This is a genomic window from Janthinobacterium sp. LM6, from assembly GCF_002002885.1.
GTDB lineage: Bacteria > Pseudomonadota > Gammaproteobacteria > Burkholderiales > Burkholderiaceae_D > Janthinobacterium > Janthinobacterium kumbetense.
Window position 1 is genome coordinate 345,562 of record NZ_CP019510.1, and the last position, 25,586, is coordinate 371,147.

Sequence of the window (25,586 nt, forward strand, 5' to 3'; positions counted from 1 at the left end):
AGCCCATGGTTTCCACGGAGGTAGAAGATGCAAATAAGCACATCCCGTTTGGGCCGCTCCCTGGCCACCGCCTGCCTGTGCGCCACCCTGTGCGCCGCCGTGGCACAACCGGCGCTCGCCGTCGAGGTGGGCGGCGTCAAGCTGGACGACACGGTGCAGCTGGCCAGCCGCGAATTAAAACTCAACGGCGCCGGCGTACGCTACAAGGTCATCTTCAAGGTGTACACGATCGCGCTGTACCTGCCGGAAAAGAAAACCCAGCTGGCCGACATCCTGGCGCTGCCCGGGCCGCGCCGTCTGGAAATCGTCATGCTGCGCGACATCACTTCGGACGAGCTGGGTCTAGCCTTCATGCAGGGCTTGAAGCGCAGCTCCGACCAGGCCGACCGCACGCGCCTGCTGAGCCAGACGATGCAGTTCGGCGCCATGTTCGAAATGGTGCCCGGCCTGAAGAAGGGCGACATTCTCACCGTGGACTGGCTGCCGGAAGAGGGAACGTTGTGCAAACTGAACGGCAAACAGGTGGGCGACACGGTGCCGGACCTGGCTTTTTATAATGCACTGCTGAAAATCTGGATCGGCGCCCATCCGGCCGACACCATGTTGCGCGCGCATTTGCTGGGCGACATGGCGTAATCGGCTGGCGGCAGGCGTAAAAAAAGCCGGCGCAGGCCGGCTTGTCATCTGCAACAGTTGCTCGCTCAGGCACGCGTCGACAGGGCGCGCAATTCGGCGGCATTGCTTGGCGACACGCCATCCATCTTGCCGAGCGTGCGTTGCAAGGCTTGCGCTTCGCGCATCTGCTGGCGCGCCAGGCGCTCTTCGCGGCTCAGCTTGGGACGCACCACCAGCACCATGGCGCGGGCAATGCCCACCAGCAATGGCTTGAACAGCAGGGCGAAGGCGCCCACGGCGACGATCACCAGCACGAGTTGCAGGGCGTTCAGCAGGGAAATCTCCAGCACGGGTGCGGATACTGCGTACAGGGCGGAGGCGAAGGTAGACATAGTGTTCCAGTGCATTATAGAATTTGCCAGTACTATAGTGCAGTGCAACATATAAATCTAATTCCATTTCTTGATACCAATTATATGAATCGTGAATGGAAAACTGTAATATTTTTTTACGAGTGAAAATATTCGTGCCCGGCGCGGTTTACACTCTTAAGTAATCAATTCAACTTTTATCTTGGGCTTTCCATGAGTTTTCTGACGCTGGATCTGAACTTGCTGCGTGTTTTCGACGCCGTCATGACGGAACAAAACCTGACGCGCGCAGCCGGCCACCTGGCGATGACGCAGCCGGCGGTATCGAACGCCATCAAACGCCTGCGCGAGAGCCTCGGTGACGAATTACTGATCCGCACGGCGTATGGCGTGAAACCCACGCCCCGTGCCGAAGCGCTGTGGCCGTCCGTGCGCTCGGCCCTGGCCAGCCTGGAAGCGGCTGTCACGCCGGAAACCTTCGACGTGTCGAAAACGCATGCCACTTTCCGCATGGCCATGGCCGATGCGACGGCCGCGTTCTGGCTGCCTTCGCTGATGCGCTCGATCGAACGCGAAGCGCCCGGCGTCAACGTGCGCATGATGCCGCTGACCACGCGCGAACCGCGCCCGATGCTGCTGCGCGGCGACATCGACCTGGCCGTGGGCTTCTTTCCCGGCGTGGCGGCGCAACTGTCGAGCGAAACGGGTTCGCCCATCCGCCATGAACGCCTGTATTCCGGCAAGTATGTGTGCGTGATGCGGCGCGGCCATCCGCTGGCCGACAAGGAATTGACCCTGGATAACTACTGCGCGGCCAACCATTTATTGGTCAGCTTTTCCGGCCGCGCGCATGGCTTGATCGACGAGGCGCTGTCGCAGATCCACCGCGAACGGCGCATCTTGTTGACGGTCAACCAATTCTTCACGGCAGGAAGAGTCGTCGCCAATTCCGACCTGATCACGGTCTTGCCGCGCCATCTGATCGCCTCGACGGGCATGACGGAATCCCTGCTGTACAAGGATTTGCCGTTGACCTTGCCAGCCGTCCACCTGGACATGCTGTGGCACGAGCGCGACGCCCGCAGCCCCGCCCACAAATGGCTGCGCAACCACCTGGAAAGCATGAACACGCCCACGTTACGGACGGCGACGGCGGCCGGCGGCGGCGTGGCGCCCAAGCCGCACGTCGAGTAAGACTTGCGATAGGACAAAAAAAACGCCTGATGTCTCAGGCGTTTTTTTTATGCGTGGCTGCTGGACCTGTAACCGATCCGGAAACCGCCCCAGTGCTTGCCCTCGACGTGGATGGGCACGGATAAATCGTGCATGACTTCACCCGTGTCGCGTTTATAGGTCTGCAACAGGAACGCCTTGGTGTTGCTGCCGCAGCGCTTGCCCGTGCGGTCGCTGAAGATGCGCTTGGTGCGGTTATTCACGATATCGGTGGCGTAATCGCCCGTCAGCGGCTGGGAAAACTTCTTGTTGTGCGTTGGAAAATATCCATTGTTGTCGACGGCGCCCGCATACGCCAGATGGGGCAATGCCGCCAGCACGCCTTCCTGCAAATCGGGCAGCACCTTGTCCGTAAACGCGTCGAATTTCGTGTTGTGCTTGGGCGGATCGGTATTCGGGATGGGCCGGTAATGGCGGTCGAACAGGGCTTCGCGCGTGATGCGCCCCGAGGCGATGGCTTGCTCGAAGAGTTTGCCCACTTCGCGCGCGGCGCGCTGGGCCGCCTCGCGGATCTCGTCGTGCGGCGTGGCCACGCTCGATTCACCGAGGGCGCCGGCGATCACTTCGGCCCGCTCGGCCAGGGCCATGGCCGACTGCGTGGCGCGCGGCAATTCCGCGTTCGTCGACAGCATGCTGTCGCGGATTTGCAGGATGGCGTCGGCGATCACTTGCGTCGTCTCGACGTGTTCGCGCGAGGCGCGGGCGATTTGCCCGATCTCGTCCTCGGACTCGCCCGATGACTGCTCGATATGGCTCAATGAGGCGTGCACGCTTTGCACATTGCGCGCCGCTTCCGTGACGCCGGCCGCGAGCGAACTCATGCCGCGTGCGGCTTTTTCCGATTGTTCATTGATTTCGCGCACCATCACGCTGATTTCATCGGAAGCTTCCTTGGTGCGCTGCGCCAATTGCCGCACTTCCCCTGCTACCACGGCAAAACCGCGCCCGTGTTCGCCAGCGCGCGCCGCCTCGATGGCGGCGTTCAGCGCCAGCAAATTGGTGCGCGCGGAAATATCGGAAATGGCTTCCGTAAAGCCCGTGATGCGTTTGGATTTTTCCTGCAGGCTCAGCATGTTGCTGGAAGCGCCTTGCGCTTCCTCGCGTGCGTTATTGATGCGCTGCAAGCCCTGGTCCACTTCGGCGCGCGCCGCCACGCTTTCCACGCGCACGCCGGCGGCCACCTTGGCGGCCCGTTCCGCATTGGCGGCGATCTTTTCCGTCATCGCGGCATTTTGTACGGAACTGTCGGCGATGTCGCTGGCCGTGCGCACGTCGAGTTCCACCTTCTGTTTGACGGAATCGACAAAATACGAGGTTTCCGCCGCGCCGATCATGATGGCATCGATGGCGTTGCCCACCGTGTCGGCGAACTGGTGCAAGCCCGGCTCGCCGCGCGGACGGCCGGCAAACGCCAGCAGCACGGCGCCGATGGCGGCGGCCACGCAGGCGATCAGATACGGATGGTCGCCGCCCGAGAGCAACAACAGATAGGCCAGGCAACAGGCGACGGCCATGGCCAGGATCGTGAATACAAAGAAACGCACCAGCTGATGCTGCAACTGCTTCATTTGTCCCCCGCTGCGCGAACCCGTCACGCCCCCGCGGGGACGTGCCATAACCGTATGCGGGTGGGCACGATTGCCCACTTTGCACCCTGAAGTGACCGTCTGCGCGGCGTTTCAGGCGGCTACCGGATAGCAGAATTGTAGTTCTACCCTACAACATTTGTTCCGATAGCTCAATCAGAAAAGTGGGGCGGCTACACCAGGGTCACTTAATTGGCAATTTGGTCGTGTTTTTGACCTCTTCCATGACGGCATAAGTGTGGGTTTCCCGCACACCTTTCTGCAACAGTGTCTTGCCCAGGAATTCGCGGTAGGCGGCCATGTCCTTGACGCGCGCCTTGACCAGGTAATCGAAACCGCCGGCCACCATGTGACATTCCAGTACCTCTGGAATGATTTGTACGCTATGCTTGAAGGCGTCGAACACTTCCGGTGTCGTGCGATCGAGCACCACTTCGATGAACACCAGCAGCGACACGTCGAGCAGCTGCGGGTTCAACTGGGCCGTATAGCCCATGATGTAACCGGATTCGTGCAACTTGCGCACGCGCTCCAGGCAGGCGGCCGGCGACAGGTTCACGCGCGCGGCCAGCTCCACATTGCTGATGCGTCCATCGCTCTGCAATTCCATCAAGATTTTCTTACTGATCTTGTCCAGCATTACCATCACCCCCAAATTAATATTATTTGGTTAAATTGTCGCATCAAAAACTATCTATTGCTAGTCCCCTGTATTACCAGAATTAATCCATAAGAATCCCCTTTACAATCGAATCATCTTAACGTCCGACTTTCTGTATTTTTTTGCACCAAAAAAGAGCAAGAATTACGTCAGTTTTCGTCCCCTTTTCCTTGTAAAGAGCACTTATGCACCCTGCAGGCCCCTCGGCTTTTACCCCGATTCCTTTTGCTGCGTTCCAGGCAGAAATCCTGCCCGAAGCGACACCCCAACGCGCCGCCGTCACCGCCGCCTATAGGCGCGATGAGGTTTCCGCCGTGCAGTGGCTGTTGCAACAAGTCCGCCCCAGCAGCACCGAAACGACGGCCGAAGGGCAAGCCCTGGCGCACCGCCTGGTCTCGAACGTGCGCCAAAAACGCACACGCGCGTCCGGCGTCGATGCACTGATGCACGAGTTCTCGCTATCGTCGGAAGAGGGTGTTGCATTAATGTGTCTGGCTGAAGCGCTGTTGCGTATACCCGACAGTCAAACGGCCGACCGTCTGATCGCCGACAAAATCAGCAAGGGCGACTGGAAGAAGCATCTGGGCGAATCGCCGTCGCTGTTCGTCAACGCGGCCACCTGGGGCTTGCTGATCACGGGCAAACTGGTCAGTACCAGCAGCGAATCGGGCCTCGGTTCGGCGATGACCAAGCTCATCGCCAAAGGCGGCGAACCGCTGATCCGCAAGGGCGTCGACCTGGCCATGCGCATGCTGGGCAACCAGTTCGTGACGGGCCAGACCATCGAGGAAGCGTTGAAGAACAGCCGCGACAACGAAACGCGCGGCTACCGCTACTCGTACGACATGCTGGGCGAGGCGGCCCTGACGCAAGCCGATGCGGCCAACTACTACGCCTCGTACGAAACGGCGATCCATGCCATCGGCAAGGCGTCGAACGGCCGCGGCATCCGCAACGGCCCCGGTATTTCCGTGAAACTGTCGGCCCTGCACGCGCGCTACAGCCGTGCCCAGCGCGCCCGCGTCCTGGAAGAATTGCTGCCGAAAGTCAAAGCGCTGCTGTTGCTGGCCAAACAGTACAACATCGGCTTCAACATCGATGCGGAAGAGACGGACCGCCTGGAACTGTCGCTCGACCTGATGGAAGCACTGGCTTTCGATGCGGACCTGGCCGGCTTCGACGGCATCGGCTACGTGGTGCAGGCGTACCAGAAGCGCTGCCCGTTCGCCATCGATTTCCTGATCGACCTGGCGCGCCGCAGCGGCCGCAAGTTCATGGTGCGCCTGGTCAAGGGCGCGTATTGGGATGCGGAAGTCAAACGCGCGCAAGTCGACGGCCAGGAAGGCTATCCCGTCTACACGCGCAAGGTCTACACGGACGTGTCTTACCTCGTCTGCGCGCAAAAACTGCTGGCGGCCAGCAGCCTGATCTACCCGCAATTTGCCACGCACAACGCGCAAACCCTGTCGACCATCTACACCTGGGCGAAACGCGACGGCATCACCGACTACGAATTCCAGTGCCTGCACGGCATGGGCGAGACCCTGTACGACCAGGTCGTCGGCCCCGACAATCTGGACAAGCCGTGCCGCATCTACGCCCCCGTCGGCTCGCATGAAACCCTGCTGGCCTACTTGGTGCGCCGCCTGCTGGAAAACGGCGCCAACTCGTCCTTCGTCAACCAGATCGTCGACGAAAGCGTGGCCATCGATAGCCTGATCCGCGATCCCCTCGAGCAGGCACGCCTGCAGGGCGGCTTGCCGCACCCGTCGATTCCGTTGCCGCTGGACATGTTTGGCAGCGAGCGCAGGAACTCGGCCGGCCTGGACCTGTCGAATGAAGACACCTTGCGCACCCTGGCCACCGGCCTGGCCCAGCAGCAACAATGGCAGGCAGCGCCGCTGATCGATGGCGCCGTCAGCCTGAACGGCCCCACGCACATGCTGCACAACCCGGCCCAGCACGACGATGTCGTGGGCAAGGTCATGGAAGCCGGTCAAGCCGACGTGGAAACGGCCCTGGCCAGCGCCAGCGCCTTCGCCATGGATTGGCAAACCACGGAACCGTCGCTCCGCGCGCAAGCGTTACTGCGTGCGGCCGACCTGTTCGAGGAACACCATATCGAGCTGATGGCCCTGGCCGTGCGCGAAGCGGGCAAGTCCCTGCCGAACGCAATCGCGGAAATCCGCGAAGCCGTCGACTTCCTGCGCTACTACGCGGCGCAGGTGGAACATGCGCCGAATACCCTGGCGCTGGGGCCCGTCACCTGCATCAGCCCGTGGAATTTCCCATTGGCCATCTTTACGGGCCAGCTGGCCGCCGCCCTGGCGGCGGGCAACGTGGTGCTGGCCAAGCCGGCCGAGCAAACGCCGCTGATCGCCCACCGCGCCGTGCAATTGCTGCATGCGGCGGGCGTGCCGCGCGGCGCGCTGCAATTCCTGCCGGGCAGCGGTGAAGTGGTCGGCGCCGGCCTGTGCAATGACACGCGCGTCAAAGGCGTGATTTTCACGGGCTCGACGGAAGTGGCGCAATTGATCAACCGCAACCTGACCGCGCGTGCCGTGGCCGAAGGCATCGACATTCCCCTGATCGCCGAAACGGGTGGCCAGAATGCCCTGATCGTCGATTCGTCCGCCTTGCCGGAGCAAGTGGTGCAGGACGTGATGTCGTCCGCTTTCGACAGCGCCGGCCAGCGCTGCTCGGCCTTGCGCGTGCTGTTCCTGCAAACGGAAATCGCCGACAAGACCATCCACATGCTCAAGGGCGCCATGCAGGAATTGCGCGTTGGCAATCCTGACCGCCTGGCGACCGATATCGGTCCCGTCATCGATGCGGAAGCGCAAGGTAACTTGCTGGCGCACATCAACAAGATGAAAACCATGGCCATCGACCATTATTCGCTCGATTTGCCGACCGTCAAAGGCACGTTTGTTGCCCCGACCGTGCTGGAAATCAAGTCGCTGGCGCAATTGACGCAGGAAGTCTTCGGCCCCGTGCTGCACGTGATCCGCTACAAGCGGGCCGAACTGCCGCAACTGGTGCAATCGATCAATGACAGCGGCTACGGCTTGACCCTGGGCATCCATACGCGCATCGATGAAACCATCGATTTCATCACCAAGCGCGCGCACGTGGGCAATATTTATGTGAACCGCAACATCGTCGGCGCCGTCGTCGGCGTGCAACCGTTCGGCGGCGAAGGCAAGTCCGGCACCGGACCCAAGGCCGGCGGCCCCCTGTACCTGAAACGCTTGCAGCGCAATGCGCCTGCCGGCGCGCAGCACCAGCGCCAGGCGCCGCCGGCCCTCGATGCGCTCACCGTGTGGGCGAAGATGCATGGCCACGGCCAGGTGCAGCAACTGGCGCAGGATTATGCGCGCACCACCTTGCTGGGCAGCACCACCGTCTTGCCAGGCCCGACCGGCGAGCGCAATACCCTGAGTTTTGCCGCGCGCGGCACGATTCTGTGCGCGGCGGCAACGTCCGGCACCTTGATGAACCAGCTGGCGGCCGTGCTGGCCACCGGTAACCAGGCCCTCGTGCTGGCGCAAGCGCCGGATCTGATCCCCGGCGACTTGCCGGCGGCGCTGAAAGACCGCATCCAGGTCGTCAGCAGCCTGGAGTCGGTCAAGCATGATTTCCAGATCGCCATGATCGAGCCCTGCCTCGATGGCCAGCTCAAACCGCTGCTGGCGGCACGGGAAGGGGCCCTGGTGGGCACCATCGCCACCACGCAGGAGGGTGCCATCCCCCTGTGGCGCCTCGTCGCTGAGCGGGCGCTGTGCGTGAATACGACGGCAGCGGGTGGTAACGCGAGTTTAATGATGCTGAGCGTCTAAAGGAACCTGAGAAAAAGTCCATGGCGTTGTTGCCTTGCCTGGCCGTACATTCGTACTGCCTGCGGCAAGGCGCCTGGCCCTGAACATTTTTCAGGCTCCTTTGTTTTTAAATAAAAAGGGCAGAACCGGTGGTTCTGCCCTTTTTTTATGCACGCTAGCTGAAAAATCAGCTGGCCAGGCGCTGGCACAGCTGCTGAATCACCGTCAACGCGTACGGCGAAGCGACGGCCTGCACGAAACGCATGAAGTCGACGGCCGCCTCCTCATTCGCGTTGTCGGAAATGGTGCGCATGACCGTAAACGGCACGCCGAGTTCAAAACACACTTGCGCCACGGCGGCGCCTTCCATTTCGACGGCCAGCAGGTCGGGGATATCTTCTTTCAACTGGTTCATATGCGCGGCGCTGCTGATGAACTGGTCGCCGCTGGCGATCAGGCCGCGGTGCACTTGCGCGTGCTGCAGACGAAATTGCGCAATATCTGCCGCCTTGAGCACGCTGGAGACATCGTCACGCAGGAAATCTTCCGCGGCGGCAGCCAGTTGCGTGCTCAATTCCAGGTCCGTGGCAAAGCGCTGCAAGCCCGTCAGCGGCACTTCGAAGCGGGGAAACAAGGGACGGGCGTCCATATCGTGCTGCAACAGCGCTTCGGCCACGACGATATCGCCGACTTTCACGTGTTTATCCCCGCTGCCGGCCACGCCGGTGAAGACGATGTGGGTAACTCCGTACTTTTCCACAAGGATAGAAGCTGTCATGGCAGCGGCAACCTTGCCCAGACGCGACAGGACGCACACAGCGTCGATATTCCACAGGGTTCCCAGGGTGTAGTCGCGCATGCCGTGCGAACGCCTCTGGGGGCCTTGCATGGCTTCTACCAGCCCCTGCTGTTCTTCGTGCAAGGCACTGATGATGCCTAAACGCATTTTTTTGTGTGAATTCATGCTGTTTTTACAGGTTTTTTGGATTGCCAAACGGTTTACAGGGTGAAAACAGCTATTTCGGTGACTTTTCCACCGTGCGCGTTTGTCTCTGTGTTTTAAATAAAGATGTATACATAAAAATAGTAGTGATAGTAAACGGCCATTTTTTTGTGGATAAGTCGGTATACCGTATAAAAATCATCGACTTGGCGCACAAAAAAGTAGGCGCACAAGCATTGTATCTACGGAGGACTTGTTTGGGATAAAAATCGGGCTGTGGACAAAGATCGACTTTTCCCACATCTCATCCTGTGGATATGCAGGTACTTATCCACAGTGACAAGCAGAAATCACGGGTTTTCTTGCTGCAGTGACATGTTTGACGGCATTTGCGTGCACTGATCCCTGTCTGGCAATGCATGTTGAGCGATCACGAACACGGTTCTTTCGCGAACATCGGCGTCCAGGTAATTCCTGGAAGACGGTTTGGCAGTGGGTCGCGCTGTCGCCGTTGGCTTTTTTTTTGATGCTTTTTGCATGCTTTTTGGAAATATCCCCGGACTTCCGCTTTTTTTGTCGGTTTACAATAGATCTATATATAAAAATAGTAGTAATAGTAAACGCGTTTTTTTCTGTGGATAAGTCGCTTTTTTTCAACAGGATCAATCGTTTACGCGCAAAATAAAGCGTGCATAATCGCTGTATCACGCGAGGAGCAAAATTGTATAAAATGCGGGCCTGCGCATAACTTCGTGTTTACTCACAAGTCATCCTGTGGATATCAAGCGACTTATCCACAATCGCCTCAAATTCCCCTTCTTTTCGACATCGAACCGTTTGTTGGCACTGTGCCTGCTCAAGCCGGTTGACGTTTCCATTTTGCAAAACGGTTTGGCAGTGCTGTGTGCGTGATGGCGGCCGCGCCGGTTTTCGTCGCTCAGTTGTTGGCTGGATTTTTTTTGTCAGCCAAAGCAGTTCGGCGGTTTTTTTTGAAGTCAGGCTTATGAACCTTCCCGAAGGCGAAGGTCAGGCAAAGCGCGCGTTGTCGGGTTTACCTTAACAAGTTCGTATACAAGAATAGTAATAGTAGTTAACGGCGGCATCTTCTGTGGATAAGTCCGGATTTATCCTTGTAAACAATCGCTTGGCGTGCGGATAAACGCTGAGTAAACGTTGTATCGGCTTGGGATGGTTTTGGGATAAAAAAAAGTCGTCCAAAAAAATTTTCGTTTACTCACATATCGTACCTGTGGATATCCATACGGTTATCCACAGCTCGCAACCCCTGTTTGGAGCGGGTTTTCAGCTGTCAGATGAGCTCGTTTACGCGGTGATCATGCTGGCCATGCGATTAATGTCGCCCTGGCCCGGCACTGGTGGTAATCTCAAGGCGGCTCAGCAGCCATGCATGCATGAAGAAAGACAGACTCTGGTAAAGGGACGCGGTGAGGAGACACGCCGCGCGACAGCTTGATGGCATACCGAAAGGAGCTTCATTGGAATCGGCAGGCGAATACGACTACATCATCGTGGGCGGCGGCACGGCAGGTTGCGTGCTGGCCAACCGGCTCACGCGCGACAAGGATGCCAATGTTTTACTCGTGGAAGCGGGCGGCAAGGACGATTACGTGTGGATCCACATCCCCGTCGGCTATCTGCATTGCATCGGCAATCCCCGCACAGACTGGCTGTATTCCACGCAGGCGGACCCGGGGCTGGGCGGGCGCAGCCTGATGTATCCGCGCGGAAAAGTCCTGGGCGGCAGCTCTTCCATCAACGGCATGATCTATATGCGCGGCCAGGCCGGCGATTACGACCACTGGGCCGACCTGACGGACGACGCCTCCTGGCGCTGGGACAAAGTCTTGCCGTTGTTCAAACAAAGCGAGGATTATTACGGCGGCGCGTCCGAAAACCATGGCGCGGGCGGCGAGTGGCGCGTGGAAAAACAGCGGCTGTCGTGGGATATTTTGAATGCTTTCCGCGATGCGGCGCAGCAAGTCGGCATTCCGAAAACCAGCGATTTCAACGGTGGAGATAATAGCGGCAGCGCCTATTTCGACGTCAACCAGCGCCGCGGCATCCGCTGGAATACCTCCAAAGCGTTTCTGAAACCGGCATCGCGCCGGCCGAACCTGACCATCATGACGGGTTGCCACGTGGAACGTCTATTGATCGAGACCACGGACGCGGGGCCGCGCTGCACGGGCATCGTGTTGACGGGCGGCGGCACGCAGTGGCAGGCGACGGCCCGGCGTGAAACTTTATTGACGGCGGGCGCCATCGGTTCGCCGCAATTGCTGCAATTGTCCGGCATCGGCCCGGCCGCCTTGCTGCGCGAACATGGCATCACGCCCGTGCTGGACTCGGCTGGCGTGGGCGGCAATTTGCAGGATCACTTGCAGCTGCGCATGGTTTACAAGGTGCAGGGCGTGAAAACCTTGAATGTGATGGCCAGCAATATCGTGGGAAAAATGCAGATCGGCTTGCAATATGCGCTGTTCCAGAGCGGGCCCATGTCGATGGCGCCGTCGCAGCTGGGAGCGTTTGCCAAGTCCGACCCGCAGCAAGCCACGCCGAACCTGCAATACCATGTGCAACCCTTGTCCTTGGACAAATTCGGCGAACCGCTGCACGCGTTTCCCGCGTTTACGGCCAGCGTGTGCAATCTGCGCCCCACCTCGCGCGGCCATGTGCATATCGCGTCGGCCGACAGTTATGCGGCGCCGAAGATCGTGCCCAATTACCTGAGTACCGAGCAGGACCGCGCCGTGGCGGCCGACGCCTTGCGCCTGACGCGGGCCATCGCCGCCGCGCCGGCGTTAAGTAAGTTTGCGCCGCAGGAATACAAGCCCGGCGTGCAATTCCAGAGCCAGGAAGAGCTGGCGCAGGCGGCCAGCCAGATCGGCACCACCATTTTTCATCCCGTCGGTACCTGCCGCATGGGCCTGGCCAGCGATGCCTCGAGCGTGGTCGACAGCCAGCTGCGCGTGCTCGGCGTGGGGGGCTTGCGCGTCGTCGATGCGTCGATCATGCCGTACATTACTTCTGGTAATACGAACTCGCCCACCGTGATGATCGCGGAAAAAGCGGCGCAAATGATACACGCGGCCTGGAAATAGCCGGGCAAGCGTGCGAGTTTGCGCCATTCGGGCCGGCGAAAAATCCCCGTAGTTATACTGTATTGTGCGTTAAATTTAAGTTGTGTATTATAAAAATGACTAAGTAGTACAAAAAGTACAACTAGGAGACACGATGTCAAACGTAATCTTGGAAACAAGAAATTTGACCAAGGAATTCAAGGGATTCACCGCTGTGAGCGAGGTGAACCTGAAGGTAGAGCGGGGCCATATCCACGCCTTGATCGGTCCGAACGGCGCCGGCAAGACCACGTGTTTCAACTTGCTCACCAAATTCCTGGTCCCCACTTCCGGACAGATCCTGTTCAATGGGAAAGATATCACGGCCGCCAAACCGGCCCAGATCGCGCGCATGGGCGTGATCCGTTCCTTCCAGATTTCCGCCGTCTTTCCGCATTTATCCGTGCTGCAAAATGTGCGCATCGGCTTGCAGCGCCAGCTCGGTACCTCGTTTCACTTCTGGCAAAGCGAACGCGCATTGAACCAGCTCAACGACCGCGCCATGGCCTTGCTGGCCGAAGTCGACCTGACGGAGTTCGCCGACACCATCACGGTCGACATGCCTTACGGCCGCAAGCGGGCGCTGGAAATTGCCACCACCCTGGCGATGGAGCCGGAAATGATGCTGCTCGATGAACCGACGCAAGGCATGGGCCACGAAGACGTGCACCGTGTGACGGAACTGATTAAAAAAGTGTCGGCTGGCCGCACGATTTTGATGGTGGAACACAATATGAGCGTGGTGTCTGGTATCTGCGACAAGATTTCCGTCCTGCAGCGCGGCGCCATGCTGGCCGAAGGCAGTTACGCGGAAGTGTCGCGCAATCCGCAAGTGATGGAAGCGTACATGGGCACCACCCACGCGGAACTGGAAGGGGCGCATTGATGGCGACACGAGCGAATGGCAGCGCACCCGCGCTGGAAATTGCACAACTGCACACCTGGTATGGCGAATCGCACATCCTGCATGACGTGAACCTGAAAGTGGAACAGGGCGAAGTGGTGACCTTGCTGGGCCGCAACGGCGCCGGCCGCACCACCACCTTGCGCGCCATCATGGGGCTGACGGGGGCGCGCACGGGCTCCATCAAAGTCAACGGCGTCGAAGCGATAGGTTTGGCCACGCACAAAATCGCCCACCTGGGCATCGGGTATTGTCCTGAAGAGCGCGGCATTTTTTCCTCGCTGTCGACGGAGGAAAACCTGCTGCTGCCGCCGACCCTGGCCAGCGGCGAGAAGGGCATGTCGGTGGAGGAAATCTACGCCATGTTCCCGAACTTGCAGGAGCGCCGCCACAGCCAGGGCACGCGCCTGTCGGGCGGGGAACAGCAGATGCTGGCCGTGGCGCGCATCCTGCGCACGGGCGCGCGTTTGCTGCTGCTCGATGAAATATCCGAAGGCCTGGCGCCCGTCATCGTGCAAGGGCTGGCGCGCATGATCACCACCCTCAAAGCGAAGGGTTACACCATCGTCATGGTGGAACAGAATTTCCGGTTTGCCGCGCCGCTGGCGGACCGGTTTTATGTGATGGAGCACGGTCAGATCGTCGAGACTTTTGCTGCATCCGAACTGGAGGCCAAGATGCCGGTATTGACCGAGCTGCTTGGCGTGTAATGCCCATGTAGTTCCGTATCGTCGTCGAGCAATCGTTTAAATAGCAAACAATAATCCCAACGGAGACACTATGAAACGTAACGCTATCGCCATTGCCACCGCCACCCTGTGCGCCCTGGGTTTTTCCGCTGCCGCACATGCCCAGGTATCGGGCGACACCATCAAGATCGGTTTTATTTCCGACATGTCGGGCGTGTATTCCGACGTCGACGGCCTCGGCGGCGCGGAAGCCATCAAGATGGCGATCGCCGATGCCGGCGTGGTGCTGGCCGGCAAAAAGGTGGAATTTATTTCCGCCGACCATCAAAACAAGGCCGACATCGCCGCCTCGAAGGCGCGCGAATGGTTCGACCAGCAGGGCGTCGACATGCTGATCGGCGGCACCAATTCCGGCGCCAGCCTGGCCATGGCCAAGGTCGCGGCGGAAAAGAAGAAAATCTTCATTGCCATCGGTGCCGGCTCCTCGCGCCTGACGAATGAAGAGTGCACGCCGTACACCGTGCATTATGCGTATGACACGGTGGCGCTGGCGCGCGGCACGGGCGGCACCATCGTCAAGCAGGGCGGCAAGAACTGGTATTTCATGACGGCCGACTACGCGTTTGGCCACTCGCTGGAAAAAGACACGGCCGAGGTCGTCAAGGCGGCCGGCGGCAAGGTGCTGGGCAGCGTCAAGCATCCGCTGGGCGCTTCCGATTTCTCTTCCTTCCTGCTGCAGGCGCAAGCGGCCAAGCCGCAAATCCTGGGACTGGCCAATGCCGGTGGCGACGCCATCAACAGCATCAAGGCGGCCAACGAGTTCGGCTTGACGAAATCGATGAAACTGGCCGGCTTGCTGATCTTCATCAATGACATCCATTCGCTGGGCTTGAACTTGACGCAAGGCATGTACCTGACGGATGGCTGGTACTGGGATTTGAATCCTGAAACGCGCGCCTGGTCGAAACGCTATTTCGCCAAGATGAAGAAGGAACCGTCGATGCTGCAGGCAGCCGACTATTCGGCTGCGGCGAACTACCTGAAAGCCGTCAAGGCGCTGGGCACGGATGACACCGAGAAAGTCATGGCCTATCTGAAAAAGACCAAGATCAACGACATGTTTACCCAGAATGGCGAAGTGCGCCCCGATGGCCGCATGGTGCACGATATGTATCTGATGGAAGTCAAGAAACCGGCCGAGTCGAAGTACCCATGGGATTACTACAAGGTGGTCGCCACCGTGCCCGGCGCACAAGCGTATGTGACCAAGGCCGAGTCGAAGTGTTCGCTGTGGAAATAACGCTGTAGCAATCTCCACAGAGTGCCCGCCGCTGCGCGGGTGCTCTGTCCTGCATGCGCTTCGCTCGCAGGGTTCGCCTTGCGCCGCCGCTTCCGTTTGCGGTGGCGCGTTTCCCTTGATACCACACCGCTATCCGGCGGTGCTTTTTATACTGTGATGCCATGGAAATTTTCGGCGTTCCAATACAAGCGATGATGAGCCAGCTGCTGCTGGGTCTCGTTAACGGCTCGTTCTATGCCATGTTGTCCCTCGGTCTGGCTGTCATCTTCGGCTTGCTGAATGTGATTAATTTCTCGCACGGCGCCATGTACATGATGGGCGCCTTCCTGGCCTGGATGGGCCTCAGCTATTTCGACATCAATTACTGGGCCATGCTGGTCATCGCCCCTATCCTCGTCGGCCTGGTCGGTATCCTGATCGAAAAGACCATGCTGCGCTGGCTGTATAAACTCGACCACCTGTATGGCTTGCTGCTGACCTTTGGCATCACCCTGATCATGGAAGGCGTGTTTCGTTCCTTCTATGGCGTCTCGGGCCAGCCGTATGCTGTGCCCGAAGCGCTGGCCGGCGCAACGGACCTGGGCTTCATGATTTTGCCGAACTACCGCGCCTGGGTGGTCATCGCTTCGCTCTCCGTCTGCCTGGCCACCTGGTTCATCATCGAAAAAACCAAGCTGGGCGCCTACCTGCGGGCCGGCACGGAAAACCCGAAACTGGTGGAAGCGTTCGGCATCAACGTGCCGCTGATGGTCACGCTGACGTTCGGCTTCGGCGTGGCGCTGGCCGGTTTCGCCGGCGTGCTGGCGGCACCGATCATCCAGGTTTCGCCGCTGATGGGCTCGAACCTGATCATCGTCGTGTTTGCCGTGGTGGTGATTGGCGGCATGGGTTCCATCATGGGCTCCATCCTCACTGGCCTGGGCCTGGGCGTGATCGAGGGCCTGACCCGCGTGTTCTACCCGGAAGGCTCCGCCACCGTGGTGTTCGTGGTGATGGTCATCGTGCTGCTGCTGCGTCCCGCCGGCCTGTTCGGCAAAGAAAAGTAATCCTCATCAGTCATGTATTGGAGCTACCACGATGAATAAGAATGTAGGCTACGCCATTGCCCTGCTGCTGGCCTTGGCGGCCCCGTTTTACGGCTATCCCGTCTTCCTGATGAAGTTGCTGTGCTTTGCCCTGTTTGCCTGCGCTTTCAATTTGCTGATCGGCTACACCGGCTTGCTGTCGTTCGGCCATGCGGCCTTCTTCGGCGGCGCCGGCTATGTCACCGGCTATGCGCTGCGCACCTGGGGCTGGCCAACGGAATTGGGATTGCTGGCCGGCGTCGCCACGGGCGCCTTGCTGGGCCTGGTGATCGGCGGCCTGGCGATCCGCCGCCAGGGCATCTACTTTACGATGATCACCCTGGCGCTGGCGCAGATGGTGTACTTCCTGGCCTTGCGCCTGCCGTTCACGGGGGGCGAGGATGGCTTGCAGGGTGTTCCACGTGGAACCTTGCTGGGCACGATAGACCTGGGCAATGACACTGTCTTGTACTACGTCGTGCTGGCCATTTTTGTCGCCGGCTTCGCCCTGATCGTGCGCACCATCCACTCGCCGTTCGGACAAGTGCTCAAGGCCATCAAGGAAAACGAACCACGCGCCATCTCGCTCGGCTACGACGTCAACAAGTACAAGCTGATGGCCATCGTGCTGTCCGCTTCGCTGGCCGCGCTGGCCGGCGCCACCAAGACCCTGGTGCTGGGCTTTGAGACTTTAACCGACGTGTACTGGGGCATGTCGGGCCTGGTCGTGCTGATGACACTGGTGGGCGGCATGGGCACCTTGTCCGGTCCCATCCTCGGCGCCGTCTTGATCATCGCGCTGGAAAACAAGCTGGGCGATGTTGGTACCTATCTGGCCACGCACACGGGCATCGAGTGGTTCGGCACCCTCGGCGAATCGGTGGGCATGGTGACCGGCGTGATCTTCGTCATTTGCGTGCTGATGTTCCGGCGCGGCATCGTCGGCGAAGCCATCGCGCGCTTCGGCGGCAGGCCAGCCAAAGCCGCTGTCTGATTTTCAAGCAACGCCGGACCGATCGTCCGGCGTTTTTCATTGTGCGTCCACTGTTACCTTAACGGAGAGAACCACCATGCAAACGACGATCACGCGCGCGGGCACCGGCATGAGCCTGTGCACCCTGCTGGCATTGGCAGCCTGCGGCAGCAACCATGCGCCGGAAGAACTGAACCAGATACCCGGCTACCTGGGGACGATTGCGCGCGCCGACTACGACGGCAAAACGAACGATTTGCTCACGGCCGGCCTGGGCAAGACGGGGCTGGCGGGAGCGACTCCCGCGTATGCGAATGCCGAACAGCCGACACCGGTCGAATTGCGCCGCAATGCGATCTACGCCAATTACCGCGCCGTGCTCGACATTGCCGCTAACAGCGGCTACGGCACCCTGTATGGGCCGAACGTGGATGCGGCCGGCAATGTGGGCACGGGCGAGGGCCTGGTCGCCGGCAGCGAATACATCGCCTATGCGGACGATGGCACGGGCAAGAAGAATGTCACCCTGATGGTGCAGGTGCCGGCCAGCTTCGACCCGGACCGTGCCTGCATCGTCACGGGCACGTCCAGCGGCTCGCGCGGCATTTACGGCGCCATCGGCAGCTCGGGCGAATGGGGCCTGAAGAAGGGCTGCGCCGTGGCGTATGCCGACAAGGGCTCCGGCACGGGCCTGTATGTGTTTGAAGATGACAGCGTCAACCTGCAGAACGGCGTGCGCGCGGGCAGGGTGGCTGCCGGCAAGAACGCGCTCTTCGCGCCGGACTTGAGCGATGCCGACCGGCTGGCCTGGGCTGCTGCCAACCCGAACCGCATCGCCTTCAAGCACGCGCACTCGCAGCAAAATCCCGAGAAGGATTGGGGCAAGGTCACCCTGCAGGCGGTCGAGATGGCGTATTACGTGTTGAACGAGCGCTATGGCGTACTGGCACGCGACGGCAGTTCGCGCGTCGTGCGGCTGACACCGAAGAACACCATTACGATTGCGTCCAGCATTTCCAACGGCGCCGGCTCGGCCTTGCTGGCGGCGGAACAGGATAGCAAGGGCTTGATCGGCGGCGTGGCGGCCAGCGAGCCGCAAGTGCAGCCGCAGCCATCCACGGCCTACAGCGTGCGCCAGGGCGGGATGCTGGTCGCCAATCCCGGCCGCGCGCTGTTCGACTACGCCACCTATGCCGCCCTGTATCAGCCGTGCATCGCTTCCGTGGCCGGCAATGCGGGACGCTGCACGGCGCTGGTGACCAAGGGCTTGCTGAACGGCGCCGACCTGGCGGCGCAGCAGGCGGACGCAAAGCAGCGCTTGCACGCGTATGGCTGGCTGGTTGATTCCGATCCGCTGCAGGCGGCGCACGCGGGCACGAATATCCTCGTGGCCGTCACGTATGCGTATGCCTACGGAAAATTCTCCGTGACCGATAAAGTGTGCGGTTTCACGTTTGCGCAGACGGATATCAGCGGTAATCCGGTCGCGTTCACGTCGGCGCAAAAGGCGGTCAGTTTTGCCGCGCAGAGCGGCATCGTGGGCAATGTCGTGTACGAGAACAGCGTGGGCGGCGCCAGGGTGTACACGGCCGGCGTCTCGCCATCGAGCAGCCTGGCGGACCAGTCGCTCGACGGCTTCCTGTGCCTGCGCAGCCTGGCGACGGGACGCGATGCCGTCAGCAACGCCAACTTGCAGGGTACGCTGGCCGCGCAAAGCGTGCGCGTGCGGGCCGGCATGGCCGAGGTGCAGGCGACGGGCAAACTCAATGGCAAGCCGGCCCTCATCGTGCACGGCCGCAGCGACACCTTGATTCCCGTCAATCACGCCTCGCGCGCGTATGTGGGCTTGAACGCGTCGGTGGAAGGGGCGAATAGCCGCCTGCGCTATATCGAGGTGACCAACGCCAACCACTTCGATTCCTTCAGCAGCGCCTTGCCGACCCTGATCGTGCCCCTGCACGTGTACCTGAACCGGGCGCTGGACGCCATGTATGCGCACTTGAACGCCAAGCAAGCCTTGCCGCCATCGCAGGTGGTGCGCACGGTGACGCGCGCCGATGCGTCGACCCTGATCACGAATGTCAACGTGCCGGCGATTGCGGCAACGCCGGCGGCCGGCAATGTCATCAGTGTGACGGGGACGGTGGTGGATATTCCCAACTAGCGGCTGCTTGTGCGTCGCGGCAAAGCCACGCGCCATGCGTGGCTTTTTTTATGACATTACAGCGCGGCCGCATAGATGGCGCGCGCATCGCCGCGCGTGACGGGACGGGGATTGTTGCCCAGCAAGCGCGTCTGCAGCATGGCTTCATCGGCCAGCCGGTCCAGGTCGCCTGCTTCGATGCCCACCTCGCGCAGGGTGCGGGCGATGCCCGTGGCCGAGGCAATCTCCTGCATCGCGTCGATCAGGGCCACGGCCCGCGCCTCGTCGCTGCCGGTGATGCCGGGTTGCAAGACGTCCGCCAGTTGCGCATACAGTGGCGCCGCGTGCGACAGATTAAAACGCAGCACGTGCGGCAGCACCAGTGCATTCGACAGGCCATGTGGCACGTGGAACAGTCCACCGATGGGATAGGCGAGCGCGTGCACGGCGGCCACGGGGGCGTTGGCAAACGCCTGGCCGGCCAGCATGGCGCCCAGCAGCATGGCTTGGCGCGCCGGCAAGTTGCTGCCATCGCGGCAGGCCGTGAGCAGATTGCCGGACAGCAGCGACAGCGCCTGGGTGGCCAGCATGTCGGACAAGGGATTTTTCAGCAGGCGGCTGGTGTACGCTTCGATCGCATGCACCATAGCGTCGATGCCGGTGGCGGCCGTTACGGCGGGCGGCAAGCCCAGGGTCAGGCTGGCGTCGAGGATGGCCAGATCCGCATACAGTTGCGGCGCCACCACGCCCATCTTCGTGGTGGCGCCCGTGGTGACGATGGCGATGTGCGTCACTTCCGAGCCCGTGCCCGCCGTCGTCGGCAATTGCACCAGGGGCAGGCGCTGGCCGTGGACATTGCCGATGCCATACAGTTGGGCCAGTTCCTGGTGGCCCGGCGCCAGCACGGCGATCAGCTTGGCCACGTCCAGCGAGCTGCCGCCACCGAGGCCGATAATCAGTTCCACGTGAAACATCCGGGCCTGGGCCACGCCTGCCAGCACGATGGCTTCGGGCGGATCGGCTTGCACCTCGGAAAAAACATGGGTGTCGATGCCCGCCGTCCGCAAGCTGTGCAGGGGAGCATCGGCCAGTCCCGTGTGTAGAAACCCTGCGTCGGTGACGAGCAGGGCGCGGCGGACGGTGGGGAAGTGATGGGCGATGTGCGCGCCCAGCTGGGCGGCGGCGCCCGTTTCAACGATCAGATGCGGCACGGTGCGGAACTGGAAGGCGGGCATGCAGACTCCTGACGGTAAGGACGGAAGCCAAGCTTACTCCGCTTTCCCGCGCCGCGTATGTTTCACGTGGAACCGTTTAGTCTTGCAGCTGGCTTGCCAGCCCCAGGCTCACGAACAGCGACAGGCTGGAGACGGCCGCCAGCACGCGGAACGTGCGCGCATCTTGCCGATATTCGCGCGCGGCCGCATAGGCCAGGCCGGCGCCCATCAGCAGGTTGAGCAACAGGAGCTTGCTCATTCCCACTCCAGCGCGCCGCGTTTCCATTCATAGGCCAGGCCGATGGCCAGTACGCTCAGAAAACCCATGACGGCCCAGAAGCCATGCAAGCCCAGCTCATTGACGTTGGCCGCCCACGGCATCAGGAAGATCACCTCGATATCGAACAGGATGAACAGGATGGCCACCAGGTAGAAACGGATGTCGAACTTCATGCGCGCATCGCCGAACGCTTCGAAGCCGCATTCGTACGGCGATAGTTTTTGCGGGTCCGGTTTGTGCGGACCCAGCGCGCGGCCCAGCAGCATGGGCACGATGCCGACGAGGATGCCGATCAGAATGAACAGGAGGACGGGAAAATAGTTTTCGAGGAGCATGGGGATTCCTCTCAGTGGCTGGACGACAGTTTCATCAGCACGATGCCGCACACGATGAGGACGGCGGCGCAGACGCGCATGGTGTTGAGCTGCTCGCCCAGAAAGACGATGCCGACGATGAAGGCGCCGACGGCGCCGATGCCCGTCCAGATCGTGTAGGCCGTGCCCAGGGGCAGGGTGCGCATGGCCAGCGACAGCAAGCCGAAGCTGGCGATCATCATGACGATGGTAACAACGGAGGGGGTGAGTTTGGTGAAACCCTCGGAGAGTTTCATCGAATATGCCCACACGACTTCAAACATGCCGGCAATGAGTAACAGTATCCAGGCCATGGCGGCTCCTTATACAGAGCGGGCCGTCCCGGTGTGTTCCCATGATGGGGGAGGCCGTCCTCCTGGATGATCGTCCCGCTGGCCACTGGCGTGGTCGCGTTGGCGGACGATGCGGCAATTGTAGCAAACATTTCACGCTACCGCAGCCCACTGCCTGACCACGCTGCGTGTTCCACGTGAAACAGAAATCGCCGTTGACTTGCCCCTGCTGAGTAAAAATTAAGCAAAAAATGCGCTGCGCAAGGTTGCGCTTGCAAAAAGACTCTATAATCGGAGCTCTCATCCCGCATTTTTACTTGCACTGTTACCTATTTATCATGTTATTTCCTACAGAATTCGACGTCATCGTTGTCGGTGGTGGTCACGCCGGTACCGAGGCGGCCCTCGCTTCCGCCCGCATGGGGCAGAAGACGCTATTGCTCACGCATAATATTGAGACACTGGGCCAGATGTCGTGCAACCCTTCCATCGGAGGCATCGGCAAGGGCCACCTGGTCAAGGAAGTCGATGCCATGGGCGGCGCGATGGCGATCGCCACCGACGAGTCCGGCATCCAGTTCCGCATCCTGAATTCCTCGAAAGGCCCGGCAGTCCGCGCCACGCGCGCCCAGGCCGACCGCATTTTGTACAAGGCCGCCATTCGTACGCGCCTGGAAAACCAGCCGAATCTGTGGCTGTTCCAGCAAGCCGTCGACGATTTGATCGTCGAAGGCGACCGGGTCGTCGGCGCCGTGACGCAGATCGGCCTGAAGTTCCTGTCGCGCGCCGTCGTGCTGACGGCCGGTACCTTCCTCGACGGCAAGATCCACGTGGGCTTGAATAACTACTCGGCCGGCCGTGCCGGCGACCCGCCTGCCATCTCCTTGTCGGCCCGCCTGAAAGAACTGAAACTGCCGCAGGGCCGCTTGAAAACGGGCACGCCGCCGCGCATCGATGGCCGCACGATCGACTTTTCCGTGATGCAAGAACAGCCGGGCGACCTCGATCCCGTGCCCGTGTTTTCCGTGATGGGCAACACGGCCATGCACCCGCGTCAGGTGCCATGCTGGGTCACGCACACGAATAGCCAGACGCACGACATCATCCGCGCCGGCCTGGACCGCAGCCCCATGTATACGGGCGTCATCGAAGGCGTGGGGCCCCGTTATTGCCCGTCGATCGAAGACAAGATCCACCGTTTTTCGGGCAAGGAATCGCACCAGATCTTCCTCGAGCCGGAAGGCTTGACGACGCATGAGTTCTATCCGAATGGCATCTCCACGAGCTTGCCGTTCGACGTGCAGATCGCCCTGGTGCAGTCGATGAAGGGGATGGAAAACGCGCACATCCTGCGTCCCGGCTATGCCATCGAATACGATTATTTCGACCCGCGCGGCTTGAAGGCATCGCTGGAAACGAAGGCCGTCGCCGGCCTGTTCTTCGCCGGCCAGATCAACGGCACCACGGGCTACGAGGAAGCGGCCGCGCAAGGCATGCTGGCGGGCCTGAATGCGGCCTTGCTGACGCAGGACAAGGAAGCCTGGGTACCGGGCCGCTCCGAGGCCTATCTGGGCGTGCTGGTCGACGATCTGATCACGCAGGGCGTGCAGGAACCGTACCGCATGTTCACCAGCCGCGCCGAGTACCGTTTGAGCCTGCGCGAAGACAATGCCGACATGCGCCTGACGGAGATCGGCCGCGCCCTGGGCTGCGTGGGCGACGCTCAATGGCAAGCGTTTGAAACGAAGCGCGAAGCGGTGGCGCGCGAACTCGAGCGCCTGCGTTCCACGTGGGTCAACCCGCGCATCCTGGCGGCCGCCGAATCGGAACGTATCGTGGGCCAGGCCATCGAGCGCGAGTATTCGCTGGCGGACTTGCTGCGCCGTCCGAACGTCGCCTACGACACCCTGATGAGCATGACGGGTATCGAAGGCCAGGCCCTGGCAGGTCCCGGCGTGGAAGATGCAGCCGTGCGCGAGCAGGTGGAAATCCAGCTCAAATATGCGGGTTACATCGAGCGCCAGAGCAAGGAAATCGAGCGTCACGAACACTATGAAAACCTGGCTTTGCCAGAGGGTTTCAATTACCTGGATATCGGCGCGCTGTCCGTCGAAGTGCGGCAAAAACTCGACAAGCAGCGCCCGGAAACCCTGGGCCAGGCTTCGCGCATTTCCGGCGTGACGCCGGCGGCGATCTCGCTGCTGCTGGTCCACCTGAAAAAGCGCGGCTTCGGTGCCGCGCAGACCACCACTTTAAAGGACGAGGTTGTTGAATGAAGCAGTTTGACCGGGCCGCATTGGCCCAGATTTTGAATGAAGGCATCGCCGCGCTGGGGCTGGACCTGAGCGCGGATCAGACGGAAAAACTGCTCGATTACCTGGCCTTGCTGGCCAAATGGAACAGCGTGTACAACCTGACGTCGGTGCGCGATCCGCTGCAGATGCTGACTCTGCACGTGCTCGATTCGCTGGCCGCTGTGCCGGCGTTCGCGGAGGCGAAAAACGTGCTCGACGTGGGCGCCGGCGGCGGCTTGCCGGGCATGGTATTGGCCATCGCCCGGCCCGATGTGAAGGTGTCGATGATCGACACGGTGCATAAAAAGACGGCATTCCTGACGCAAGTGAAGGCCGAACTGGGCCTGGCCAACGTTACCGTGTACACGAAACGGGTGGAACAGCTGGAAGTGGCGCAGAAATTCGATGTGATCACCTCGCGCGCCTTTGCCGATCTGTCCGACTTCGTCAACTGGTCGAACCACGTGCTGGCCGAGGGCGGGCAATTCATCGCCTTGAAAGGGGTGGCACCGCCAGACGAGAGAGAGAGACTGCCGGCAGACTGGCAAGTGACGGAATTACGGCCTATCCAGGTGCCAGGGTTAAATGCAGAGCGTCATCTGGTCTTTATGGCAAGAATTTAAAAGCCGGAAATTAAACGGTATAAATCATATAAATAGTTTATACGGTATAAATGATATAAACGATTTATATCGTATAAATGAAATAAACAGTATAAATCGTTTCGGATAAGTGGGTCGTGGGAAATTATTGTGAAGTTATGACGAACAGAGCCGGATGCGCTGCAAGGCGCCCGTTGCGACGCAGTGCGGGCACTGCTAGCAGTGGGCAACGCCGCAGGGCGCCGGTTATGGAAGTCAGAAATCACAATAATTTATTACGACCTACTTAGATGCCGGGGCGCACGATGAAGTTTGCATCTCTTTACAACTAGAAGATACATGGCCAAAATTTTTTGTGTAGCAAATCAAAAGGGTGGTGTTGGTAAAACCACAACAAGCGTCAACCTCTCCGCCGGTCTGGCCAAGTTGAACCAGCGCGTGCTGCTGGTCGACCTCGACCCGCAGGGCAATGCGACCATGGGTGCCGGCATCAACAAGGCCGGCCTGAAGGCGTCCACTTATGAAGTCATGCTGGGCGAGTCCGATGTCAAGACGGCACGCCAGCGTTCGGAAGCGGGACGCTTCGACGTCTTGCCGTCGAACCGCGAGCTGGCCGGCGCGGAAGTGGAGATGGTCGAACTCGACAACCGCGAACGCCGTCTGAAGGATGCGCTGGCCGAAGTGGACGGCGAATACGATTTCATTTTGGTAGATTGCCCACCGGCATTATCGATGCTGACCCTGAACGGCCTGTGCGCCGCGCATGGCGTGATCATCCCGATGCAGTGCGAGTACTACGCGCTGGAAGGTTTGTCCGACCTGGTCAACACCATCAAGAAGGTGCATGCCAACCTGAACCCGGACTTGAAGATCATCGGCTTGCTGCGCGTGATGTTCGATCCACGCATGACATTATCACAACAAGTGTCGGCGCAGCTGGAACAGCACTTCGGCGACAAGGTATTCAATACCATCATCCCGCGCAATGTCCGCCTGGCCGAAGCGCCATCGTACGGCTTGCCCGGCGTGACCTTCGACCCCAGCTCGAAAGGAGCCCAGGCGTATATCGCCTTCGGCGCCGAGATGGTCGAACGCATCAAACATATGTAA

Annotated in this window: 21 protein-coding genes; 13 read left to right on the forward strand and 8 right to left on the reverse strand. The window is 60.4% G+C overall.

Features of this window, described 5'->3' with window-relative positions:
* The first annotated feature begins 27 nt into the window (after nucleotides 1–27).
* The gene (locus BZG29_RS01450) at nucleotides 28–636 is read left to right on the forward strand and encodes a chalcone isomerase family protein (RefSeq protein WP_077398359.1); all 609 of its coding nucleotides are present in this window, start codon (nucleotides 28–30) and stop codon (nucleotides 634–636) included.
* Nucleotides 637–701: 65 nt separating this feature from the next.
* On the opposite strand, the gene BZG29_RS01455 is transcribed toward BZG29_RS01450, so the two are convergent.
* Nucleotides 702–1,007, reverse strand: a complete 306-nt coding sequence (locus BZG29_RS01455) for a hypothetical protein (protein WP_070218913.1) — start codon at nucleotides 1,005–1,007, stop codon at nucleotides 702–704.
* Between the two features lie 192 nt (nucleotides 1,008–1,199).
* Between BZG29_RS01455 and BZG29_RS01460 the strand changes: the two genes are divergently transcribed.
* Nucleotides 1,200–2,180, forward strand: a complete 981-nt coding sequence (locus BZG29_RS01460; protein WP_034783859.1) for a LysR family transcriptional regulator — start codon at nucleotides 1,200–1,202, stop codon at nucleotides 2,178–2,180.
* 47 nt (nucleotides 2,181–2,227) lie between these two features.
* On the opposite strand, the gene BZG29_RS01465 is transcribed toward BZG29_RS01460, so the two are convergent.
* Both BZG29_RS01465 and BZG29_RS01470 read right to left on the reverse strand, forming a co-directional pair.
* Nucleotides 2,228–3,787, reverse strand: a complete 1,560-nt coding sequence (locus tag BZG29_RS01465) for a methyl-accepting chemotaxis protein (protein WP_077398360.1) — start codon at nucleotides 3,785–3,787, stop codon at nucleotides 2,228–2,230.
* A gap of 202 nt (nucleotides 3,788–3,989) precedes the next feature.
* Nucleotides 3,990–4,445: an Lrp/AsnC ligand binding domain-containing protein gene (locus BZG29_RS01470; protein WP_010393827.1), complete on the reverse strand. Its 456-nt coding sequence runs from the start codon at nucleotides 4,443–4,445 to the stop codon at nucleotides 3,990–3,992.
* 206 nt (nucleotides 4,446–4,651) lie between these two features.
* On the opposite strand from BZG29_RS01470, the gene putA reads away from it, so the two are divergent.
* The gene (putA, locus tag BZG29_RS01475) at nucleotides 4,652–8,305 is read left to right on the forward strand and encodes a trifunctional transcriptional regulator/proline dehydrogenase/L-glutamate gamma-semialdehyde dehydrogenase (protein ID WP_077398361.1); all 3,654 of its coding nucleotides are present in this window, start codon (nucleotides 4,652–4,654) and stop codon (nucleotides 8,303–8,305) included.
* 166 nt (nucleotides 8,306–8,471) lie between these two features.
* On the opposite strand, the gene BZG29_RS01480 is transcribed toward putA, so the two are convergent.
* Nucleotides 8,472–9,248 (reverse strand): 5'-methylthioadenosine/adenosylhomocysteine nucleosidase, encoded by a 777-nt coding sequence (locus tag BZG29_RS01480; protein WP_077398362.1) that lies wholly within the window; start codon nucleotides 9,246–9,248, stop codon nucleotides 8,472–8,474.
* A gap of 1,475 nt (nucleotides 9,249–10,723) precedes the next feature.
* On the opposite strand from BZG29_RS01480, the gene BZG29_RS01485 reads away from it, so the two are divergent.
* The 7 genes from BZG29_RS01485 (at nucleotide 10,724) to BZG29_RS01515 (ending at nucleotide 19,461) form a co-directional block, all read left to right on the forward strand.
* The gene (locus BZG29_RS01485; RefSeq protein ID WP_077398363.1) at nucleotides 10,724–12,349 is read left to right on the forward strand and encodes a GMC family oxidoreductase N-terminal domain-containing protein; all 1,626 of its coding nucleotides are present in this window, start codon (nucleotides 10,724–10,726) and stop codon (nucleotides 12,347–12,349) included.
* Nucleotides 12,350–12,482: 133 nt separating this feature from the next.
* The gene (locus BZG29_RS01490; RefSeq protein WP_035823437.1) at nucleotides 12,483–13,253 is read left to right on the forward strand and encodes an ABC transporter ATP-binding protein; all 771 of its coding nucleotides are present in this window, start codon (nucleotides 12,483–12,485) and stop codon (nucleotides 13,251–13,253) included.
* Complete coding sequence (locus BZG29_RS01495) at nucleotides 13,253–13,981, forward strand: ABC transporter ATP-binding protein (RefSeq protein ID WP_077398364.1); 729 nt, start codon at nucleotides 13,253–13,255, stop codon at nucleotides 13,979–13,981. Before BZG29_RS01490 ends, BZG29_RS01495 begins: the two co-directional genes overlap by 1 nt.
* A gap of 70 nt (nucleotides 13,982–14,051) precedes the next feature.
* A complete protein-coding gene (locus BZG29_RS01500; RefSeq protein WP_077398365.1) occupies nucleotides 14,052–15,260 on the forward strand; it encodes an ABC transporter substrate-binding protein in 1,209 nt (402 codons plus the stop codon).
* Between the two features lie 161 nt (nucleotides 15,261–15,421).
* Nucleotides 15,422–16,306: a branched-chain amino acid ABC transporter permease gene (locus tag BZG29_RS01505; protein ID WP_077398366.1), complete on the forward strand. Its 885-nt coding sequence runs from the start codon at nucleotides 15,422–15,424 to the stop codon at nucleotides 16,304–16,306.
* A gap of 31 nt (nucleotides 16,307–16,337) precedes the next feature.
* Nucleotides 16,338–17,318, forward strand: a complete 981-nt coding sequence (locus BZG29_RS01510) for a branched-chain amino acid ABC transporter permease (protein ID WP_035823444.1) — start codon at nucleotides 16,338–16,340, stop codon at nucleotides 17,316–17,318.
* 76 nt (nucleotides 17,319–17,394) lie between these two features.
* Entirely contained in the window at nucleotides 17,395–19,461 is a 2,067-nt protein-coding gene (locus tag BZG29_RS01515) for a 3-hydroxybutyrate oligomer hydrolase family protein (RefSeq protein WP_077398367.1), read from the forward strand.
* A gap of 56 nt (nucleotides 19,462–19,517) precedes the next feature.
* On the opposite strand, the gene BZG29_RS01520 is transcribed toward BZG29_RS01515, so the two are convergent.
* From BZG29_RS01520 to sugE, 4 genes are all read right to left on the reverse strand, one after another.
* The gene (locus BZG29_RS01520; protein ID WP_077398368.1) at nucleotides 19,518–20,675 is read right to left on the reverse strand and encodes an iron-containing alcohol dehydrogenase; all 1,158 of its coding nucleotides are present in this window, start codon (nucleotides 20,673–20,675) and stop codon (nucleotides 19,518–19,520) included.
* Between the two features lie 76 nt (nucleotides 20,676–20,751).
* On the reverse strand, nucleotides 20,752–20,913 hold the full coding sequence (locus BZG29_RS28030) for a hypothetical protein (RefSeq protein ID WP_171984917.1): 162 nt from the start codon (nucleotides 20,911–20,913) through the stop codon (nucleotides 20,752–20,754).
* Nucleotides 20,910–21,269, reverse strand: a complete 360-nt coding sequence (locus BZG29_RS01525; RefSeq protein ID WP_077398369.1) for an NADH-quinone oxidoreductase subunit A — start codon at nucleotides 21,267–21,269, stop codon at nucleotides 20,910–20,912. The genes BZG29_RS28030 and BZG29_RS01525 overlap by 4 nt, the downstream gene beginning before the upstream one ends.
* 11 nt (nucleotides 21,270–21,280) lie before the next feature.
* Nucleotides 21,281–21,601: a quaternary ammonium compound efflux SMR transporter SugE gene (sugE, locus tag BZG29_RS01530; RefSeq protein WP_034783843.1), complete on the reverse strand. Its 321-nt coding sequence runs from the start codon at nucleotides 21,599–21,601 to the stop codon at nucleotides 21,281–21,283.
* A gap of 317 nt (nucleotides 21,602–21,918) precedes the next feature.
* Here sugE and mnmG point away from each other — a divergent pair, with 317 nt between their 5' ends.
* The 3 genes from mnmG (at nucleotide 21,919) to BZG29_RS01545 (ending at nucleotide 25,586) form a co-directional block, all read left to right on the forward strand.
* Nucleotides 21,919–23,856 (forward strand): tRNA uridine-5-carboxymethylaminomethyl(34) synthesis enzyme MnmG, encoded by a 1,938-nt coding sequence (mnmG, locus tag BZG29_RS01535; RefSeq protein WP_077398370.1) that lies wholly within the window; start codon nucleotides 21,919–21,921, stop codon nucleotides 23,854–23,856.
* Entirely contained in the window at nucleotides 23,853–24,497 is a 645-nt protein-coding gene (gene rsmG / locus BZG29_RS01540) for a 16S rRNA (guanine(527)-N(7))-methyltransferase RsmG (protein ID WP_077398371.1), read from the forward strand. The genes mnmG and rsmG overlap by 4 nt, the downstream gene beginning before the upstream one ends.
* A 318-nt stretch (nucleotides 24,498–24,815) precedes the next feature.
* Entirely contained in the window at nucleotides 24,816–25,586 is a 771-nt protein-coding gene (locus BZG29_RS01545; protein WP_034752687.1) for an AAA family ATPase, read from the forward strand.

Excerpts from the sequence above, each read along its gene's own strand:
- BZG29_RS01450 (WP_077398359.1), top strand. The coding sequence starts at position 28 with ATGCAAATAAGCACATCCCGTTTGGGCCGCTCCCTGGCCACCGCCTGC.
- BZG29_RS01455 (WP_070218913.1), bottom strand. The coding sequence starts at position 1,007 with ATGTCTACCTTCGCCTCCGCCCTGTACGCAGTATCCGCACCCGTGCTG.
- BZG29_RS01460 (WP_034783859.1), top strand. The coding sequence starts at position 1,200 with ATGAGTTTTCTGACGCTGGATCTGAACTTGCTGCGTGTTTTCGACGCC.
- BZG29_RS01465 (WP_077398360.1), bottom strand. The coding sequence starts at position 3,787 with ATGAAGCAGTTGCAGCATCAGCTGGTGCGTTTCTTTGTATTCACGATC.
- BZG29_RS01470 (WP_010393827.1), bottom strand. The coding sequence starts at position 4,445 with ATGCTGGACAAGATCAGTAAGAAAATCTTGATGGAATTGCAGAGCGAT.
- putA (WP_077398361.1), top strand. The coding sequence starts at position 4,652 with ATGCACCCTGCAGGCCCCTCGGCTTTTACCCCGATTCCTTTTGCTGCG.
- BZG29_RS01480 (WP_077398362.1), bottom strand. The coding sequence starts at position 9,248 with ATGAATTCACACAAAAAAATGCGTTTAGGCATCATCAGTGCCTTGCAC.
- BZG29_RS01490 (WP_035823437.1), top strand. The coding sequence starts at position 12,483 with ATGTCAAACGTAATCTTGGAAACAAGAAATTTGACCAAGGAATTCAAG.
- BZG29_RS01495 (WP_077398364.1), top strand. The coding sequence starts at position 13,253 with ATGGCGACACGAGCGAATGGCAGCGCACCCGCGCTGGAAATTGCACAA.
- BZG29_RS01500 (WP_077398365.1), top strand. The coding sequence starts at position 14,052 with ATGAAACGTAACGCTATCGCCATTGCCACCGCCACCCTGTGCGCCCTG.
- BZG29_RS01505 (WP_077398366.1), top strand. The coding sequence starts at position 15,422 with ATGGAAATTTTCGGCGTTCCAATACAAGCGATGATGAGCCAGCTGCTG.
- BZG29_RS01510 (WP_035823444.1), top strand. The coding sequence starts at position 16,338 with ATGAATAAGAATGTAGGCTACGCCATTGCCCTGCTGCTGGCCTTGGCG.
- BZG29_RS01515 (WP_077398367.1), top strand. The coding sequence starts at position 17,395 with ATGCAAACGACGATCACGCGCGCGGGCACCGGCATGAGCCTGTGCACC.
- BZG29_RS01520 (WP_077398368.1), bottom strand. The coding sequence starts at position 20,675 with ATGCCCGCCTTCCAGTTCCGCACCGTGCCGCATCTGATCGTTGAAACG.
- BZG29_RS28030 (WP_171984917.1), bottom strand. The coding sequence starts at position 20,913 with ATGAGCAAGCTCCTGTTGCTCAACCTGCTGATGGGCGCCGGCCTGGCC.
- BZG29_RS01525 (WP_077398369.1), bottom strand. The coding sequence starts at position 21,269 with ATGCTCCTCGAAAACTATTTTCCCGTCCTCCTGTTCATTCTGATCGGC.
- sugE (WP_034783843.1), bottom strand. The coding sequence starts at position 21,601 with ATGGCCTGGATACTGTTACTCATTGCCGGCATGTTTGAAGTCGTGTGG.
- mnmG (WP_077398370.1), top strand. The coding sequence starts at position 21,919 with ATGTTATTTCCTACAGAATTCGACGTCATCGTTGTCGGTGGTGGTCAC.
- rsmG (WP_077398371.1), top strand. The coding sequence starts at position 23,853 with ATGAAGCAGTTTGACCGGGCCGCATTGGCCCAGATTTTGAATGAAGGC.
- BZG29_RS01545 (WP_034752687.1), top strand. The coding sequence starts at position 24,816 with ATGGCCAAAATTTTTTGTGTAGCAAATCAAAAGGGTGGTGTTGGTAAA.